This is a genomic window from Alteromonas sp. ABH4_454 (genome assembly GCF_056311775.1).
Genome location: NZ_CM149972.1, coordinates 2,442,175 through 2,460,049 on the forward strand (window position 1 = coordinate 2,442,175; position 17,875 = coordinate 2,460,049).

12 protein-coding genes are annotated in these 17,875 nt (G+C 44.1%); 8 read left to right on the forward strand and 4 right to left on the reverse strand.

Translation table 11 applies throughout. The features are described 5' to 3' along the window. Positions 1–354: 354 nt before the first annotated feature. Genes ACYX4W_RS10730 through ACYX4W_RS10740 form a run of 3 tightly spaced genes read right to left on the reverse strand, consistent with a single transcriptional unit; the run spans position 355 to position 4,577 of the window. Entirely contained in the window at positions 355–2,421 is a 2,067-nt protein-coding gene (locus ACYX4W_RS10730; protein WP_476073164.1) for a transglutaminase TgpA family protein, read from the reverse strand. After that, positions 2,418–3,602: a DUF58 domain-containing protein gene (locus ACYX4W_RS10735; RefSeq protein WP_476073165.1), complete on the reverse strand. Its 1,185-nt coding sequence runs from the start codon at positions 3,600–3,602 to the stop codon at positions 2,418–2,420. The genes ACYX4W_RS10730 and ACYX4W_RS10735 overlap by 4 nt, the downstream gene beginning before the upstream one ends. A gap of 27 nt (positions 3,603–3,629) precedes the next feature. Beyond that, the gene (locus tag ACYX4W_RS10740) at positions 3,630–4,577 is read right to left on the reverse strand and encodes an AAA family ATPase (RefSeq protein WP_476073166.1); all 948 of its coding nucleotides are present in this window, start codon (positions 4,575–4,577) and stop codon (positions 3,630–3,632) included. 233 nt (positions 4,578–4,810) lie between these two features. On the opposite strand from ACYX4W_RS10740, the gene seqA reads away from it, so the two are divergent. From seqA to ACYX4W_RS10780, 8 genes are all read left to right on the forward strand, one after another. Next, complete coding sequence (gene seqA / locus ACYX4W_RS10745) at positions 4,811–5,635, forward strand: replication initiation negative regulator SeqA (RefSeq protein ID WP_476073167.1); 825 nt, start codon at positions 4,811–4,813, stop codon at positions 5,633–5,635. Positions 5,636–5,681: 46 nt separating this feature from the next. Beyond that, positions 5,682–7,334, forward strand: a complete 1,653-nt coding sequence (gene pgm / locus ACYX4W_RS10750) for a phosphoglucomutase (alpha-D-glucose-1,6-bisphosphate-dependent) (RefSeq protein WP_476073168.1) — start codon at positions 5,682–5,684, stop codon at positions 7,332–7,334. Between the two features lie 218 nt (positions 7,335–7,552). Continuing rightward, complete coding sequence (locus ACYX4W_RS10755) at positions 7,553–10,030, forward strand: glycogen/starch/alpha-glucan phosphorylase (protein ID WP_476073169.1); 2,478 nt, start codon at positions 7,553–7,555, stop codon at positions 10,028–10,030. A gap of 316 nt (positions 10,031–10,346) precedes the next feature. Next, complete coding sequence (locus ACYX4W_RS10760; RefSeq protein WP_476073170.1) at positions 10,347–11,651, forward strand: putative bifunctional diguanylate cyclase/phosphodiesterase; 1,305 nt, start codon at positions 10,347–10,349, stop codon at positions 11,649–11,651. 286 nt (positions 11,652–11,937) lie between these two features. Beyond that, complete coding sequence (astE, locus tag ACYX4W_RS10765; RefSeq protein ID WP_476073171.1) at positions 11,938–12,969, forward strand: succinylglutamate desuccinylase; 1,032 nt, start codon at positions 11,938–11,940, stop codon at positions 12,967–12,969. Next, complete coding sequence (locus ACYX4W_RS10770; protein ID WP_476054449.1) at positions 12,962–13,372, forward strand: HIT domain-containing protein; 411 nt, start codon at positions 12,962–12,964, stop codon at positions 13,370–13,372. Before astE ends, ACYX4W_RS10770 begins: the two co-directional genes overlap by 8 nt. A gap of 54 nt (positions 13,373–13,426) precedes the next feature. Then, the gene (locus ACYX4W_RS10775; RefSeq protein ID WP_025254804.1) at positions 13,427–13,753 is read left to right on the forward strand and encodes a heavy metal-binding domain-containing protein; all 327 of its coding nucleotides are present in this window, start codon (positions 13,427–13,429) and stop codon (positions 13,751–13,753) included. A 138-nt stretch (positions 13,754–13,891) separates the two neighbouring features. Then, a complete protein-coding gene (locus ACYX4W_RS10780) occupies positions 13,892–16,309 on the forward strand; it encodes an alpha/beta hydrolase family protein (RefSeq protein ID WP_476073172.1) in 2,418 nt (805 codons plus the stop codon). Between the two features lie 125 nt (positions 16,310–16,434). On the opposite strand, the gene ACYX4W_RS10785 is transcribed toward ACYX4W_RS10780, so the two are convergent. Then, positions 16,435–17,748, reverse strand: coding sequence for a dicarboxylate/amino acid:cation symporter (locus tag ACYX4W_RS10785; RefSeq protein WP_476073173.1), 1,314 nt, complete (start codon positions 17,746–17,748; stop codon positions 16,435–16,437). Positions 17,749–17,875 lie beyond the last annotated feature (127 nt).

The window sequence follows — 17,875 nt, forward strand, 5'->3', positions numbered from 1 at the left end:
TTGTGCATTGTAGTAGCTATCAGATGTAATTTTTTAAAACGCTTTATATGTGCACGCCTTTGTACACTACAGTTCTTAAGCAATAATACATTGCAGCCATCGCTTCGAACTTTTTACTATCTATGGTTTTAAAACAACGAAAGAGTAGCCAAAAAAGTGCCAATAGATGAAAAATTAGCAATGGTGTCGAAAAAATCATATAAAACAAAATGTTAATGTTGTTTTTTTGGCAGGGTAAAAAGTGGCCTCGGTGAAAATATCAGCCATTTGCACTAAAAAGGTGGGTTCGTGAATGTTTAAGGTGCAATGTCGCTATCTATTTCACAAGCACACTAACGCTTTTAGCTAGGTTCTTTATTTGAGTGACTGTTTGAGCGTTTTTAATTGAAGCTTCATGGCTACATGTCTATCAGAACCTTGATCCCTCTTTGCATAATGCTCACGTTCAAATAGCTCGCAAAGTTGTTTAAATGATTTGGCTGCGTGCGGGGATAAAAAAGCGCTGGTGGCATTTATATAGGCAGATAAGGTTTTATTATCTCTATGTACCCCTGTCTTTATTTCAACAAGCTTTATCGCTTTTAGCAATATGCGATACGAAGGCGACAAGTGTTCCTTTTGTTTTTTAGGTAAAAAGTATAGCGCTAATATAAGCCCAATTAGCCCAAGCGCCGATAAAAATACTGCACGCATTTTTTGCGGAGTCAGCGCGCCTAATAGCTCCTCGAGCATATTGGTCTGAGCTGCATTATCAAAGCCCAGCACCCACTTGCTCCACGAATAGTCAAGTTGCTGAAACCAGCTTTGCAAGGTTGTAAAAAATGCAGAATTGCCAAGTTCACTTAGTATGGTTGTTTCCCGTGACTCTCCTAATTCTTCTAATGCGTGTTCAAGCCCAAAAGATAATCGAGACGGCGCGACCATGCTGGTGGGGTCAAAACGTATCCACTTGCCGTCTATTAAGGCCTCTACCCATGCGTGGGCATCGTACTGCCTTACTTGAAGGACGTTATCACTCAGTGCGCTGCCACCTTGGTAGCCGGTCACCATTCTAGCAGGCACGCCAGCTGCGCGAAGCACGTACACCATAGCGCCAGCATAGTGAGCACAAAAGCCGGCCCGTTGTTCAAATAAAAAGCTGTCTACAGGGTCCACGGGCATAGCGTTTGGGGAAAGAGTATAGCGGAAGCCCCCTTGATTGAATTCACGCATTACTGCATTGACGAGCTCTTTCGCATTGCTGTATTGATTAGCTAGCGTTTGTCCCCAAGCCCTGGCTTCGGGGTTGCCATTTGTTGAAACTTGCAAATTTAGTTGCGCTTCAAAGTTTCCTATTCCGTTAATGATTGGTGCGTTTGGAAAGTAGCGTAAATAAAAGGCTTTTTTGCTGGATATAGGGGTGTCGGCACGCAAGGTATAATCAAATAGCGTGCTGACAGTAATACTGTTCTTAAGGTTATTAGGCAATGAAGGTTCTAGTGCGAATAGCCACCTTTGTTGAGTAGGCTCTACAATCAATTCATAGTCAGTTACAAGGGGCAACTCTTTTTCTGCTAGATTCGATAGAGGCGTTGACCTTCCCATGGAAGCTAACTGTTGCTCGGCCCGTTTGCGTTTATCACTAATAGACCAGGTTTTTCCATCAAAATGCTCGAGTGTCATTGCACGCCAGTATCTAAAAGGCGCATCGGGCACCTCTTCTTCATTATTGAAGGTAGCACTAAAAGCGAGTTCAGATGAGCTAGCAAGTGATGCTATATCCCCAGGTGTTACTGTATCAGAAAGCCCGGTTTCTGTGGATTTTGATGTGGGCATTTGCCAAAGGGGCGGAAGCTGAGGCAACAGCAGAAATAAAAGTAGCGCAATGGGAAAAGCTTGAACAATAAGTACACTGACGAATTTAACGCTTCTCGCTATAGAAACATCAGCACCGTGATAAATGGCCGTTGCGACGAGCAATAATGTTAATATAGCTGTATAGCCTATCCATGCAAATACACTCAGTGACGAAATAAACCCGCAGCCGATTAAGAATAAGCAGGTACATATTAGTAGATGAAAGTCTCGCTTATTCTTAACGAGCATGATTTTTAGGGCGCACGCAATAGTCAACAAATTGATCATGCTATCAAGAAGACCTACTGAGAACCCGAACCAAGACAAAGCAAATACGGCAAGTAAAGCAAGCAAATTCACCGTACGTGAAGTAGGTAAGCTATGCAATGTGCTAAGGCCTGCGATTCTCACCACCACAGCACACCCGCTAAGCATCAATACCCAAATCATTAAAGGTGAGGTAAGCGTAGAGAGTATTAGGGAAAAGGCTGCGCAAAGTAGAAGAACAGCCACAGGCTGGGGTTGGCTAAATACGTTTTTTAAAACTGCTAATTGTGAAAACTGGCTAGAAGTAAGGATGTTCATCTTAAAGGCCTTATCTTCTTCTTTTGCTTGGAAGCTAAAGAAACGGGCCTGTTTATGGTTGAGCTGAACGACGAAGTATTATGGTTTGTGTTACTTACAGGTGCTAAACAAGCAAGTGCACTAAGGCATTCATGTATGTGCTCAGCTCCATGGTCAGGCGCAATATTTAGCCCTTTGAACTGTACACCGAACCCGCGTTCCGCACTCGCCCAAGAGCCCGCATTTGTCCAAGAAAGAATGGCATGAGTAAGTGCTGAAACAGCAGTTTCTAAATCTGTATTCGACGGTATCGAAAATATATAGCTGTCGCTTTGCAGAGAAGTAAAAGATTTAGAAACCCAATTTCCATTTTTAGCTACATGCTTCCACGATACCCGGTTAAGTGGCTGTCCAACTTCATAATCCTTCAAAGCGTAAAAGTCTTCACTACTGCTTGGGTCGCTCAATTCACTGACACTTTCTGATTCATTTGTATTTGCAATCTTATCGATAGTGATAGGGCCTTCTTCAGGCTTAGCATACACAACAACTTGCTGGTCAAAATCAAGGTGAGTCCAGCATTTATAAAGCCCAAGAGGAAAGTCGCAGGCGATGGTCATTCGCCCCAAAGTAAACGGTCCCCGCTTTGGTATTTGCAAAGGTACCCTGAGGCTTTGTCGTTGATCTTTGTTTGAACCTGGATGTTTATTTAACGCAAAGCTAAAGCTTCGCTCTAAAAATGCTGATTTGTCGAGTTGACTTGTCTTTTGACTGTGCGTATCTGCTGTGCGTACTACATTCAGCCATTTTACCGACAGTACGCCATTGCAGGCTCTCAACGGTGTGTTCTTATGAGGGATGATCTGAAGGTGTATTTCACCGTCTACGTTGCAGTGAAATGAGTCGGGCGGAAGCGCTTTAAGTGCTAAACGGGCAAAGTTTTGATGAGTGTAAAATAACGTGAGCAGCATAATGCTTAAGCACAAATAGCTAAGCAGTAACATCAAGTTGTTTTGATAGTTGGTCCCGAGTAAAAACAAGCACAGTGACAAAATAATAAACGACCACCCAAACCCACTTGGTAGTATAAAAATACTGTTCAAGTTTAGATGATGTTCGGGGGAAGCCGGAACACGCTTATCTAGCCACTTCAGTAGTCGATGTTTGAAGTAATTTGACAAGGAGGCTGGCACTTTACGCACGTGTAATACTCCAACAATCCATAAATACTACGCTGCTAATGGGTCGATACTATTAAGTAATTTTTGGCTCAGTTTTTCTCCATCAAAAGTTTGGTTATGTTGCCCCTGAGGAGCTTGGTGGGAAGGTAAACTTAATCGGTGTGCGGTAATTGCCACAAATACAGCCTGCACATCTTCAGGCGTCACATAATCTCTACCACACACATATGCCCATGCCTTAGCACCTTGAAGTATTGCTCGGCTTGCTCTCGGTGAAAGCGGGTTAGGGTAGTCGCCGCTATCTCTGCTTTCGCTTACCAGTCGCAAAATATAGTTGAGAATGGCATCGCTCGTATGAATAGCAGACACTTCACTTTGCATCTGGTGTAAGTTTGCTTCAGTTAGAATTTGGCTAAGAGGCGATGAAGCGTCTTGCTGCATAAGCATCGCTTTCTCTGCTTCCCAAGCAGGATAGCCCAGTGAAATACGCATAAAGAAGCGGTCTAGCTGCGACTCTGGTAAAGGGTAAGTGCCAGATTGATAGCTAGGGTTTTGTGTTGCAATTACAAAAAAAGGCGAGGGAAGTGCATGAGTTACACCATCAATACTCACTTGGCGCTCTTCCATTGCCTCTAATAGGGCACTTTGAGTTTTAGGGCTTGCTCTATTTAGTTCGTCGGCTAGAACCACTTGGCTGAAAATAGGGCCATGTTTAAAAGAGAAGCGTTTTTGCTCATCGCTTTCGTGACTGTGAAAAATGTTTACGCCCAACATGTCCGATGGAAGCAAGTCTGACGTAAACTGAATACGCGCATAGTGAAGACCAAAAACTTGTGAGAGGGCATGTGAAAGGGTGGTTTTTCCCATTCCAGGTAAGTCTTCAATTAACAAGTGACCATTGGCCAGTAAACACGTAATGGCGAGTTTCAGCTGATGCTCTTTGCCAATAATCTTTTGACTAAGAGCTTGCTGAATACGAATAATATCTTGGCGCATAGTTTTGTCACTTTTATTTAAAAATACTCTGTCAATCTATAAATGATAGTTTTAATCATGGTAGCAACGATAGGGTATCGCTTTCTATTCTAATACCTCTGTAAATTTATACGTTGGTATGCAATAGGTCTGTTCAACGTTTAATATTCACGATTCCTCAAAACATCTGCTATTAAGTGCTGCGTAGTTTAACTGTGTTGTCTATAATGGTGCCTCTTAAAAAGGAAGTAGTTATGAAAAGCATTGAAATAGATGACGATTTATATGCCTTCATCGCCAGCCAGACTAAGCATATTGGTGAGAGTGCATCGCAAATTTTAAGACGTTTACTTTTACCTGAAGACGGAGCTGTATCGCAGGGCACAGAGCCTAGTGCAGCATCATCGACGCCTGCAAAAACAAGCGAAACAAAAAGTGCAGACGTTACAGAGTCGATAAGTAAGCCAAGCACGGCGGTAGAGGTAGAAGTGGAGCCTAAAGCGCCATTAGCTAAAACTGCTACTAAAGCGTATAACGTTTCGGTAAAGTCAACGGCGAATAAAGCCTCGGTAAGTAGAACTGCGGCAAAGAAAGCGCCAGCAAAGGCCACTCCAGCAAAGGCCACGCCGGCAAAAACTGCTGCAGCGAAAACATCCGCAGGCACCAGAGCGGCGAAAAAGCCATCGGCACCTACTGAAACACCGCTTTCAAACGAAGCCCACACCAAACGAGATATTTTGGATGCCGTTTCAAAAGATGCATTAAGCACCTTTACTAAACGGGTTGATCAGTTCTTGTTTGTTTTAAGTGCAGCGCACAAGCTTAATGCAGAAAATTTTGCGAGTGTTGAAAGTATCAAGGGGAAAAACCGTACTTACTTTGCGACAAGTAAGGAAGCGTTACTTGAAAACGGCAGCAGCACTAATCCGAAAGCTATACCAGATAGCCCTTTCTGGGTGGTGACAAATAACAACACTGCCAAGAAAACAAACATGCTGGAACAAGTTTTGCGTAACCTAGGTTATCAACCAGATGTAATTGAAACCGTTGTTGCGCGTTTCTCTTCAGAAGGTAAATAGCAAGCCAAGTAACAAACAACGAAACTTCTAAATAAGGACTTTTTTCATGGCATTACATCCGCAGGCTGGAGAGCATGCAGCAAAAGAACAACTCATTAACGTCCCCCAGTTAGTGAGCCAGTATTACAGCTACAAACCGGATATGAATGACCCGGGCCAGGCGGTGTCTTTCGGTACTTCTGGCCACCGTGGCACGGCGTCGAACGCTACCTTTACTGACACTCACATCAGTGCAATTTGCCAAGCTTTGGTAGAATACCGCAAGCAGGAAGGTATCGACGGCCCGCTATACGTTGGTAAAGATACCCACGCGTTATCTGAACCTGCCATGATCACCGCCATAGAAGTTTTATGTGCTAACGGCGTGGATGTCGTGGTGCAACGTTCAGATAACGAAAGCCTGGGCTATACGCCAACGCCTGTTATTTCCCGCACTATCATTCGTTATAATCGTGCTGGTAATAAAGACAAGGCGGACGGAATTGTTATTACGCCCTCTCATAACCCTCCTTCAGACGGCGGCTTTAAATACAATCCCCCACACGGTGGCCCTGCCGATAGCGATGTAACTAAGCAAATTCAAGATCGCGCAAACACGTTAATTGCTGATGGCAACAAAGATGTTCAGCGTATTGATATTCGCCAAGCTACCGAGCGTAAATTGGTTCGTGAAGAAGACTTTATGGAACCTTATATCGAAGACTTAGCTAAAGTCATCGACATGGATGCGATTGCAAAAGCGAAATTAAAACTAGGCACAGACCCATTGGGTGGCGCAGGAGTAGGGTATTGGTCGCGTATTTCTGAAAAATACGGGTTAGATATCACAGTGGTTAACGATGCTGTCGACCCTCAATTTGGTTTCATGCGCCGTGACAAAGACGGCAAGCTTCGCATGGATTGTTCATCTGCTTACGCCATGGCAGGGTTGATTGAGTTAAAAGACAACTTCGATTTAGCATGGGGTAACGACCCGGATTTCGACCGTCATGGTATCGTGTGCAAAAGCGCAGGGCTGATGAACCCTAACCATTATTTGGCTGTGGCGATTAATTACCTTTATACCCACCGTCCGGACTGGCCTAGTGACTTGAATATCGGTAAGACACTCGTATCTAGCAGCATGATTGACCGCGTAGCGAATAGTCTAGGTAAGCCGCTGGCTGAAATGCCTGTTGGCTTCAAATGGTTTGTAGATGGTCTATCTAACAGCACTATTGGCTTTGCGGGTGAAGAAAGTGCGGGTGGTATCTTTCTAGAGCGCAACGGTAGTACCTGGGCGACAGATAAAGATGGCTTTATTCTTTGTTTACTAGCAGCAGAAATTTTAGCCGTTACGGGTAAAGATCCGGGCGAGCACTACAAAGCGCTAACGGAAAAGTTTGCAGCACCGGTATACAGCCGTGTTGATGTAGCAGCAACCCTTGAGCAAAAGCAGAAACTTTCAGCGATGGATGCATCGGTAGTTACTAGCGATACGTTAGCAGGAGAGTCTATCACTTCTGTGCAAACTCATGCTCCGGGTAATAACGCGGCTATTGGCGGCGTTAAAGTATCGACGGAAAATGGCTGGTTTGCAGCACGTCCTTCTGGTACTGAGCAGATCTACAAAATTTATGCAGAGAGCTTTAACGGTGAAAGTCACTTACAGGAGTTAATTGCTGAAGCCGAAGCTTTAGTTGGTAAAATCATAAAGTAAGTACAAAAATAAACCGTTTTTAAATTAATTTTGTAATAAGAATGTTAAAAACCGCATGAATGCATACGAATTCATGCGGTTTTTTGTTATTTTAACAAAATAATTACAACATAATCGTTTAAGCGCTGCTATATTGCTGTCATATTCTGAAGTTATTCTGTAATTAAATTACGTTTTTGGTGTGTAAACACCGCTTCTACTTAAGAGTGAGACGCAAAATGAACGCAAAAGCGACCAAGACGCAACCCTCTCCAGTGATCGATAAGGCTGCATTCAAAGCAGCGGTTATCAAACACTTACACTGCACACTAGGCACCGACGAAAACAAAGCAAACAACCACGCTTGGTGGAAAGCAACTTGTGCGGCAATTCAAGAGCAAGTGCTTGAAGGATTGCGCAAGACGCAGAAGAGTCACTATTTGAACGACACCCGCGCCGTTCATTACTTCTCGGCCGAGTTCCTTATGGGTCGTTTACTTTCAAACAACCTGCAAAACTTTGGCTTGTTCGATGTTGCTGGCGGTGCACTGAAAGAGTTAGGCGTTGAGATTTCAGATATTCTTGAAGAAGAGCCTGACATGGCACTGGGTAACGGCGGCCTTGGCCGACTAGCAGCATGTTTTATTGACTCCCTTGCAACCATGGAATTACCTGCAATTGGGTATGGTATTCACTACGAACACGGTCTGTTCCGTCAGGAAATTAAAAGCGGTGCGCAAATTGAGCGCCCAGATAGCTGGCGTGATTACGGCAACCCGTGGGAAATTTGCCGTCCAGAGTCTATACAAGAAGTCTCTCTTTATGGCTATGTAGAAACTAAGTACGGCGAAAATGGTCGCGTGCTTAAAGAGTGGCACCCAGGCTCCATTGTAAAAGGTGTACCATGGGATATTCCGGTTGTAGGCTATGAAGGTAAAACCGTAAACGTACTGCGTTTGTGGCAGTCAGAAGCGTCTGATTACTTCAACTGGGACGTATTCAATGCAGGTGGCTACGTTGATGCACAGCGTGAAAACGTGCAGGCAGAAACTATCTCGAAAGTACTTTATCCAAACGATGAAACCGAAGCGGGTAAAGAGCTGCGCCTTATTCAGCAATACTTCTTCTGCTCATGCTCGCTTAAAGACATTATTCGTCGTTACAAGCGCGCCCACGGTGACGATTGGAGCCGTTTCGCAGATCAAGTTGTTATCCAGCTAAACGATACTCACCCAGCTATTTCAATACCAGAGCTAATGCGTATTCTTGTGGATCGCGCAGAGTTAGGTTGGGACGAAGCTTGGGGCATCTGTACGAAAGTATTCGCCTACACCAACCATACCTTGCTGCCAGAAGCACTCGAAAAGTGGCCTGCACGTATGATTGAGAAAATTCTTCCTCGTCACTTGGAAATCATTTACGAAATCAACCATCGCTTTATGGCAGAGGTTGATAAGAAATGGCCTGGCGACAATGCCATGAAAGCTAAGCTTTCAATCATTGAAGAGGGTAACGAGAAAATGGTGCGAATGGGTCACCTTTCGGTAATCGGCTCGTTTGCGGTTAACGGCGTGGCGGAAATGCACTCTCGTCTTGTTAAATCATCGCTTTTCCCAGAGTTCGATGAACTGTATCCGGGTAAGCTTACTAACGTGACCAACGGTATTACGCCGCGTCGCTGGTTGAAAGCGTGTAACCCTGGGCTGTCTAAGCTTATTGATAAGAAAATTGGTGATGACTGGCCGCGCGACTTAGACAAGCTTCAGGGCTTGGCAAAATTCGCAAGCAACAAAACGTTCCAAAAGCAATTCATGAAAGTGAAGCTTGAGAACAAAGAGTTGTTAGCAGAAGAAATTCGCAATTCACTGGATATAGAAGTAGACGTTAATGCTATTTTTGACGTGCAGATTAAGCGTTTGCACGAATATAAGCGTCAACATTTAGCACTATTAAATATTATGGCCTTGTACCGTCGTATTCTTGAGAATCCTGATTACGATATGCACCCACGTGTCTTTGTATTCGGTGCAAAAGCGGCACCGGGCTACAAGCTAGCAAAAGATATTATTTACGCGATTAATAAAGTTGCTGACAAGATCAATAACGACCCGCGCGTTAATAACAAGATTAAAGTGGCATTCTTACCAAACTATCGCGTGTCGCTAGCAGAGAAAATGATCCCTGCAGCAGACGTGTCTGAACAAATCAGTACAGCAGGTAAAGAGGCTTCGGGTACGGGTAATATGAAGCTTGCGCTAAACGGCGCGGTGACTATCGGTACCCTTGACGGAGCAAACGTTGAAATTGCTGAAGAAGTAGGCGACGACAACATCTTTATCTTTGGTCTTACGGTAGAAGAAGTTAACGAGCTTAAAGCTAGCGGCTACAACCCGCACGACTACTACTATAAAGATCCTGAAATTAAAGCTGTGCTGGATTGGTTAGAAACCGATTACTTCACTCCGGGTAAACCAGGTGCCCTGGTATCTATTAAGCAAAGCTTGCTAGATAACGGCGACCCCTACATGGTACTCGCGGATTTCCGCGCCTATTCTGACGCGCAAATTGCCGTTGATGCAGCTTATCGCGACAAAGAGCGCTGGGCGGAAATGGCGATTATCAACACAGCGAAGATGGGTAAGTTTACTTCAGATCGTTCAATTCGTGATTACGTAGAGCGCGTTTGGAAACTTTCACCGTGTAAGATTGAAAGCTAATCGCAGAAGCGTATAGAAAGAACCCGGCAGTGGTAAACTTGCCGGGTTTTTTTATACCTCTTAAAAAACGTCTATATTGTTATAGCAGTGTTTCGTTTTACGGCACTGCCTTGTTTTAAAGGTTCGCGTGTTATTTTAATAACGATAGCTAATTAGCTATGGGGTAGACGAGGACCAGAATTATACTTTTGTTGTACAAAAGTATAAGAAGGTATGCAAAATCATACTCACGTGCCGTTGCGCCATTTGTATCGGCATGGTCTTATATAAGTAGTTGTTTTTAGTACCTAGAAGCGTAAAGCTCAAGGAAAACATCATGAGCCAACATACATCACTGGCAACCATTCCCAATCGCTATGCGTTTATCGATAGCGTTTTAAAACAAGCTTCTCAAAGCACGTCTGTATCTTTGATGCTAGTTGATGTTGTGCGTTTCTCAGATGTAACAACGAGTCTAGGCATTCACGTCGGCGACCGCTTCTTGCTAGAAATTGCCAACCGTATTCAACGCCTTTTTGGTCAGCAAGTGCTTATTGGCCGAATTAGCGGCGATGTATTTGGAATCGTTTTTCCCAACGAAAATAGGGAAGCGGTGATGCGACAAATGTTCGAACGTCTTGTCGAGCATTTTAAAACGCCCATGCATTATGAAGGTACGGCATTTATCGCTGACTTTAATGTAGGCGTGGTATGTGGCGAAAACGACAAGTTTGATATTACCGCGTTTGTATCTCGGGCAGAATCAGCATTAAAGCAGGCCAAAGAGAATAAGTACGAAAACTACTTCGCACTGACCAAGTCAGATAAATCTGATACGGGCAGAAGTTTAGCGCTAAAAGCTGACCTAAAACGCGCACTGTCCCAGAATGAACTTGAGCTTTACTATCAACCCAAGGTAGACCTAAATACCCTTGAAGTAGTGGGGGCTGAGTGCCTGTTGCGTTGGAACCATCCTCTTGACGGTGTGTTGTTTCCTGGGCCATTAATCGAAGCCGCAGAGTCATACAATATGATGAATGAGCTGGGTTACTGGACATTGGAGCAAGCATTTAGAGCACTCGCTGAACTGGATGTACTGCGGATGCCGATTGTTCTGTCGGTAAACATTTCACCTACTCAGCTTTATGACAATCAGTTAATACCTACACTGAAAATGTTAAGTGATACCTATGGTTTGCCGCTATCTCTCATTGAATTAGAACTCACCGAAGACGTTGCGCTATCTAATTCCTTAATGGTGAAAAGACAGCTAGATGAGCTAAGAAGTCTGGGTGTGGCTATATCAGTAGATGACTTCGGCAAGGGATATTCCAACCTTGCTTATATTCGCGACCTAGATATCGATGCCCTGAAAATAGATAAATCCTTCGTGATGGAATTAGAAGCACATCCGGTTAATAGGGCGATTATTGAGGCGGCAAAAGTAATAGGCCAAGCCAAGAATTGTTGTGTGGTTGCTGAGGGCATTGAAACTGTTGAGCAGCTTCACATTCTTCGAGAGGTCGGGGTCTCTCAAGGTCAGGGGTATTTATTCTCGCGTGCTATACCTTTTACTGAATTCGTGCAACTTATTCAGCAAGAAATCATTGTCGGTAGTTCGCCAAGAAGGGCCCAAGCCTAGCCACTACCACCGCTAGCCAATCGTAATTAACCTCAGTAGCTTTGTACTTTATTGCGTCTTTGTTTCTAGTTTTTTATTTTTGGGCGCCTAATTAGGTTAAGTATTGCTACCCCCTTAGTACTAAAGAAACTGCGTAGTCTTGTAGAATATCGCGACTAGTGCAGAAAAGCGTTATTTATTAGTTACAGCCTAGCGCAATAAAACCTTGAGATAAGGTGATTTTGATAGACTGTCTCGGTACACTTAAGTTATTCGAGATTAGACAAAGTCAACAAAGCTCACACTTATGCAAGAACTTATCGAAAACGGCCAATTTTTAACACTTTCTCGCCGTCAACCCGAGTTATTCGAACGCGTTCATCAATTTACGCTAGCCAACGGCACTGACGTTAGTATCACTGCGCCTGGCATCATTAGTTTTTCCGTACAGCCTACCTCTACGCCAAGTAGACGCATTGTTTTGTCCTGTGGTGTTCACGGTAATGAAACTGCACCTATCGAAATTTGTGATGAATTAGTTAAAGGCATCCTTACAGGGGCAATGACGTTAGCGCACGATGTACTGTTCTTATTCGGTAATTTACCGGCCATGGATATTGCTGAGCGCTTTGTCGAAGAGAACATGAACCGCTTGTTTAGCGGGGCGCACTCAACTGGCGAGGGTTTAGTGAACGCTGAACGTGTGCGTGCTAAGCAGCTAGAAGAGGCGGTGGCGTCTTTCTTTGAAGCAGCTGAAGGCACCCGTTATCACTACGACCTGCACACGGCAATTCGCGCTTCGAAAAATGAAAAATTTGCGGTATATCCTTATCTTCACGACAGAGTTCATAGCAAAGGGCAACTAGCGTTCCTTGCGGCGTGTGGGGTAAAAACCATTCTACTTTCTGAAAGTTCAACCACCACGTTTAGCTATTTCTCTTCTTATCAATATAACGCTCATGCGTTTACCGTTGAACTTGGAAAAGTACGCCCGTTTGGGCAGAACGATATGAGCCGATTTGCGGATGCTAAAACCGCACTTACGCAGCTTATAACTGAACAAGACTTTGCTCCTTCGGTAAATATGGACGACCTTGATATCTACCGCGTGAACCAAGTAATAAATCGCCAAGACGAAGCGTTTACACTTCATTTCGACGACGATACACCAAACTTCACTGACTACCCTAAAGGCACCGTATTGGCGTCTGAACCAAACAAAGAATACGTAGCTGAGCAAGACGGTGAAGCCATTGTATTTCCTAATGCAAAGGTTGCCATTGGGCAACGTGCCTTATTAACCGTAGTGCCTACCACGCTGGATAAACTAGATGTTTAAACTCGATAGCCGTTTACACAATGATACATTTTTTGTCTGTGATCTTTCGCTGTGTCGTGTACTGTTAATGAACGACAGTCAATTTCCGTGGCTGATACTGGTGCCGATGAAAAATGATATCGCGGAAATTATCGACTTATCAGAAGATGAGCAGGTGGTCTTGCTAAGAGAATCTGCGCGGGCTTCAAAAGCGATGCAGGCCATATTTTCACCGTTAAAACTAAATGTAGCCGCATTAGGTAACGTGGTAAGACAGCTTCATGTGCACCACGTCGCGCGTTTTGAAAACGACTGTGCTTGGCCAAAACCTGTATGGGGTAATCAGCCTACAGTGGCCTATGACACCAGTGAAGCGCAAGCACTTGTTGAGACCATCAAGCAATGGTTTAAAGACAACGGTTAGGCGGGTATGCCTAAATAGCGGTAAATTAACAGTTCACATTAAAAGGAGTTACGCATGATTGTTTCAACTACCCCAACCTTGGAAGGTCACAAAATTGAAGCCTATTACGGTATTGTCGTGGGCGAGGCCGTAATGGGCGCAAATGTGTTCAAAGATCTCTTCGCGTCTATTCGCGATATCGTGGGCGGGCGTTCGGGGTCTTATGAAGAAGAGCTTACCACTGCGCGAAAACTCGCGTTTACCGAACTAGAACATGAAGCAAGAAGTATGGGCGCGAATGCGGTGGTTGGTATAGACCTAGACTATCAAGTCATTGGTGACAAAGGCAGCATGCTAATGGTGAGCATTAGCGGTACTGCAGTAAAAACGACGCCAGTATAAATACAGAAAAGTGTATATTTTAACGTATGCGCTTATCAATCAATTGAAGCGAGACTTGAGCCCGTTGTTTATCTACGGTGGCAATGTCTCGCTTTTTTTGTTTTTTACCCTCAAAATAAACCTAATTAAGGAAATGGAATGCTAAGAAAATGGATGTTTGTCCTATTTGCCGCATGCTCCTGTCAGCTATTTGCGCAGGATGGTCTTCAGTATCAAAAACCGTCTAAAGAAATTCTAGATTTAGTGGATGTTACGCTTGCACCAGCGACTCTCGTAGATGATGCACAGAAGAATATGGTGCTGTTGTTTCGCGATAACTATAAGTCGATAGAAGACTTATCTAAAGAAGAGCTTCGCTTAGCAGGCCTGAGAATTGACCCTGCCACCAACATTGGAAGTCGCGTCACTTACTATAATAAATTAGAGGTTCAGCGAGTCGGCAGCAAGGACAGCGTTACGGTCGAAGGCATGCCTGAAACACCGCGTCTAACTAACTTTTCTTGGTCACCGAATCAGCGCTATATGGCGTTCACTCACACCACAAGTAAAGGTGTTGAGTTGTGGGTGCTTGATATCAAAGCGGCTGCAGCGAGACAGCTGTTTGATAAACCCATAAATGCGAACATGGGGGATACCTTAAATTGGAATGCAGATAGCCTTTCACTTTTGGTAAAAGTAGTACCCACAGATAGAAAAGATTTAATCGACACCAGCGTAGCAGTGCCGACTGGCCCAACGATCTCAGTGAGCGACGGTAAAAAAGCACAAAACCGCACATATCAAGACTTGCTGAAAAACAAGAACGACGAGTTCAATTTTGAGCAATTAGCCCGTTCTGAAGTTTATAAAGTGCCTTTAAAAGGGAAGCCTTCGCCGTGGTTAGCGTCAGGAATGTATGGCGATATTAGCGTTTCTCCGGCCGGCGACTATGTGATGGTGCAGGAGTACAACACGCCGTTTTCTTATTTAGTGACCTACCGCCGTTTTCCCCACACTATCAGCTTGTATAATAAAAATGGAACTCTGGCTAAAACACTTGTCGACGTTCCCCTTATTGAAGACTTACCACAAGGTTTCATGGCTGTTCGTACCGGGCCTCGCGACGTACAGTGGCGCAACGATAAACCGAATACAATCGTATATGCTGAAGCGCTAGACGGAGGAGACCCTGACACAGAAGTCACGCACCGTGACAAGCTAATGCAGCTTGAAGCACCATTTAGTGGCGAAGCTGAGCAAATCCTTAAAACAGAGGACAGGTTTTATCGCTTTATTTGGAGCGACGACAGTGTCGCGATAGCGATGGATTATTGGTGGAATACCCGCAACCTTAAAACGTATCTGTTTAGTCCTGACCAAAATAAACCTGCGAAGATTATCTCAAACCGAAGCTACCAGGATAAATACAGTGATCCGGGCAATTTTGTTACTCGCAAAAATGAGTACTTCAAAGACGTGCTTGCGCTAGAAGGAGATAATGCGTTTTTGCTTGGAGATGGTTTTACGCCTGAAGGGCAGTTTCCATTCTTAGATAAATTAAATCTTAGAACTCTTGAAACATCGCGGGTGTATTCAAGTGAGTACACTGATAAATTTGAAGACTTGCGCGATTTCAATATGAAAAATGACCGCTTGTTGGTAAGAATTGAGTCTAAGCGAGATTATCCGAACTACTATTTCCGTAGCTTAAAAGATAGCACGCTGACTCAGTTAACCCACTTTGAAAACCCTTTCGAAAGCATTCAAAACGTTAAGAAAGAGGTGATTACGTACAAGCGTAACGACGGTTTAGATTTAACAGGTACCTTATATTTGCCAACAGATTACGAAGAAGGCAAACGCTACCCGATGATCCTATGGGCTTACCCAGAAGAATTTAAGGATAAATCTAGCGCAGGTCAAAACACACAAAACCCTAATCGTTTTATCTATCCATGGTACGGTTCGCCTATCTATTGGGTAACCAAAGGCTATGTGGTGCTAGACGATGCTTCTTTCCCTATTGTAGGGGAGGGGGACGAAGAGCCTAACGACACCTTTAGGCCTCAGCTAGTTGCCAACGCAAAGGCAGCAATTGATGCGCTAGACGAAAAAGGGCTTATTGACCCCGAGCGCGTCGCGGTAGGCGGGCATAGCTATGGTGCCTTCATGGTAGCAAACCTGTTGTCCCATTCGGACTTATTTGCTGCCGGTATTGCCCGTTCTGGTGCCTACAATCGTACACTGACCCCGTTTGGTTTTCAGTCGGAAGAACGCCATTACTGGGATGCGCCAGACGTGTATTACACTATGTCGCCATTTATGCACGCTGAGAAAATGAAGACGCCACTTTTACTAATACATGGTGAAGCAGACAATAATTCGGGTACGTATCCTATGCAAAGTGAGCGTTATTTTAACGCTTTGAAAGGCTTAGGCGCAGTGACGCGACTAGTTATGTTGCCAAAGGAAAGTCATGGATACCGTGCGAAAGAAAGTGTATTGCACACCCTTTGGGAACAAGACCAGTGGCTTGAAAAGTATGTGAAAAACAAAGGCGCTAAACAGTCACAGTAATATTATCTATTAATTCATAGCGTAACTAAAAAAAGGTGGTCACCTATTAAGTGACCACCTTTTTCTTTTGCTATAAAACTCATTTCTATCTTGGCAGTTTCACTACCAATAGAGTGCACATGTATCTAGCTCTTATCTGTGTCCATCTTCTCTTTGAAAGTTGCATAGCCAGCATTATCATTAATGTCAGCTTTATCAATAGCACTATCGTCAGCGTTAGTTTTATCAATAGCAATTTCATCAATAATAACGGCACAAGCCGCATCACCGGTAATGTTTAGCGCGGTGCGGATCATGTCAAAAATTCTGTCGAGGGCAAACAATAAGGGTAAGCCCTCAATAGGAATGCCTGCAGCAAGTAACACGGCAACGACCAAGAATGACGGGCCAGGTACTCCTGCTTGACCAACAGCCCCAAGGGTAGAAGTCAGGATAATAGCGACATAGGCGCCCATGGATAAATCGATATTGAAAAGCTGTGCAAAAAACACCGCGACTAGGCCGTAATAAATAGCGTTTCCGCTCATATTAATGGTAGCACCTAAAGGCAGTACAAACGACGCCGTTGCATTTCTTACACCTAGCTCGTTTTCAACAGTATTCATAGTAACTGGTAGCGTTGCCATAGATGAAGCAGTTGATAGCGCCACTGCTTGCGGCTTTTTCATCGCAACAAGAAAAGACTTAGCCGATGTTTTTGTAAATAGTTGAACCAGTAGGGGGTAGACCACAAAACCAAACACTAAAATAGCAGCAGTAAACACTAAGAAAAGTTTGAACACCACCATAAGCGCGGCAAAACCGAATGTGCCTACAGCCTCTGCCATTAAGCCGAAAACGCCGATAGGGGCAATTTTCATTACGCAGTTAATCATCCACACCATGGCATCAACAATGGTGTTTACTCCATTTAAAATAGGCTCACGGTTCTTTTTCGGCTGTTTGGAAAGGGCAAGACCGAAGAATAAGCAAAACACCAAAACTTGTAGAATGTTAGCGTTAGTTAATGATGCAAACACATTAGTTGGGATCATGCCTGTCACGGTTGCCCAAAAGGAGGGAAGTTCACCTTTAGAAGCGTATTCACCAGAGAACATGCCTTGCACCGATGATACATCAATACCAATACCAGGCTTAAACACTTCTCCCATTATTAGCGCAAGCCCTACAGCTAGAGCAGAGGTTAAACCAAAATAGGCTAGGGTAGATAGCCCCACTTTTCCCGCGTTGGTGCTGTTACCTAGCCCCGCTGCACCTGAGATAAGCGCCACAGCGACCAGTGGAATAACCAGCATTTTTATCAGGTTGATAAAAATAGCTCCCAAAGGTGCGAACATTTCGGCGCTTTCACCCATAAAGGCACCAACGGCAGTACCAATGATCATAGCAATGACAACTTGTACGCCGATATTGCTAAGTAAGGATTGTTTATTAGACACGTCTAGAACCTCTTAGAGTGTATTTATGTGATGGAAAGATAGTGAGCGGTCTGTGCTAGTAGCTAGCCTAAACGGCATACTTAGATGCACATAGTGACTGAAAGCACCTAACTAAAAAGAATTGGAT

Bases quoted from the DNA above. Each gene is read 5' to 3' on its own strand.
- ACYX4W_RS10730 (WP_476073164.1), bottom strand. From the start codon at position 2,421: ATGAACATCCTTACTTCTAGCCAGTTTTCACAATTAGCAGTTTTAAAA.
- ACYX4W_RS10740 (WP_476073166.1), bottom strand. From the start codon at position 4,577: ATGCGCCAAGATATTATTCGTATTCAGCAAGCTCTTAGTCAAAAGATT.
- seqA (WP_476073167.1), top strand. From the start codon at position 4,811: ATGAAAAGCATTGAAATAGATGACGATTTATATGCCTTCATCGCCAGC.
- pgm (WP_476073168.1), top strand. From the start codon at position 5,682: ATGGCATTACATCCGCAGGCTGGAGAGCATGCAGCAAAAGAACAACTC.
- ACYX4W_RS10755 (WP_476073169.1), top strand. From the start codon at position 7,553: ATGAACGCAAAAGCGACCAAGACGCAACCCTCTCCAGTGATCGATAAG.
- ACYX4W_RS10760 (WP_476073170.1), top strand. From the start codon at position 10,347: ATGAGCCAACATACATCACTGGCAACCATTCCCAATCGCTATGCGTTT.
- astE (WP_476073171.1), top strand. From the start codon at position 11,938: ATGCAAGAACTTATCGAAAACGGCCAATTTTTAACACTTTCTCGCCGT.
- ACYX4W_RS10770 (WP_476054449.1), top strand. From the start codon at position 12,962: ATGTTTAAACTCGATAGCCGTTTACACAATGATACATTTTTTGTCTGT.
- ACYX4W_RS10775 (WP_025254804.1), top strand. From the start codon at position 13,427: ATGATTGTTTCAACTACCCCAACCTTGGAAGGTCACAAAATTGAAGCC.
- ACYX4W_RS10780 (WP_476073172.1), top strand. From the start codon at position 13,892: ATGCTAAGAAAATGGATGTTTGTCCTATTTGCCGCATGCTCCTGTCAG.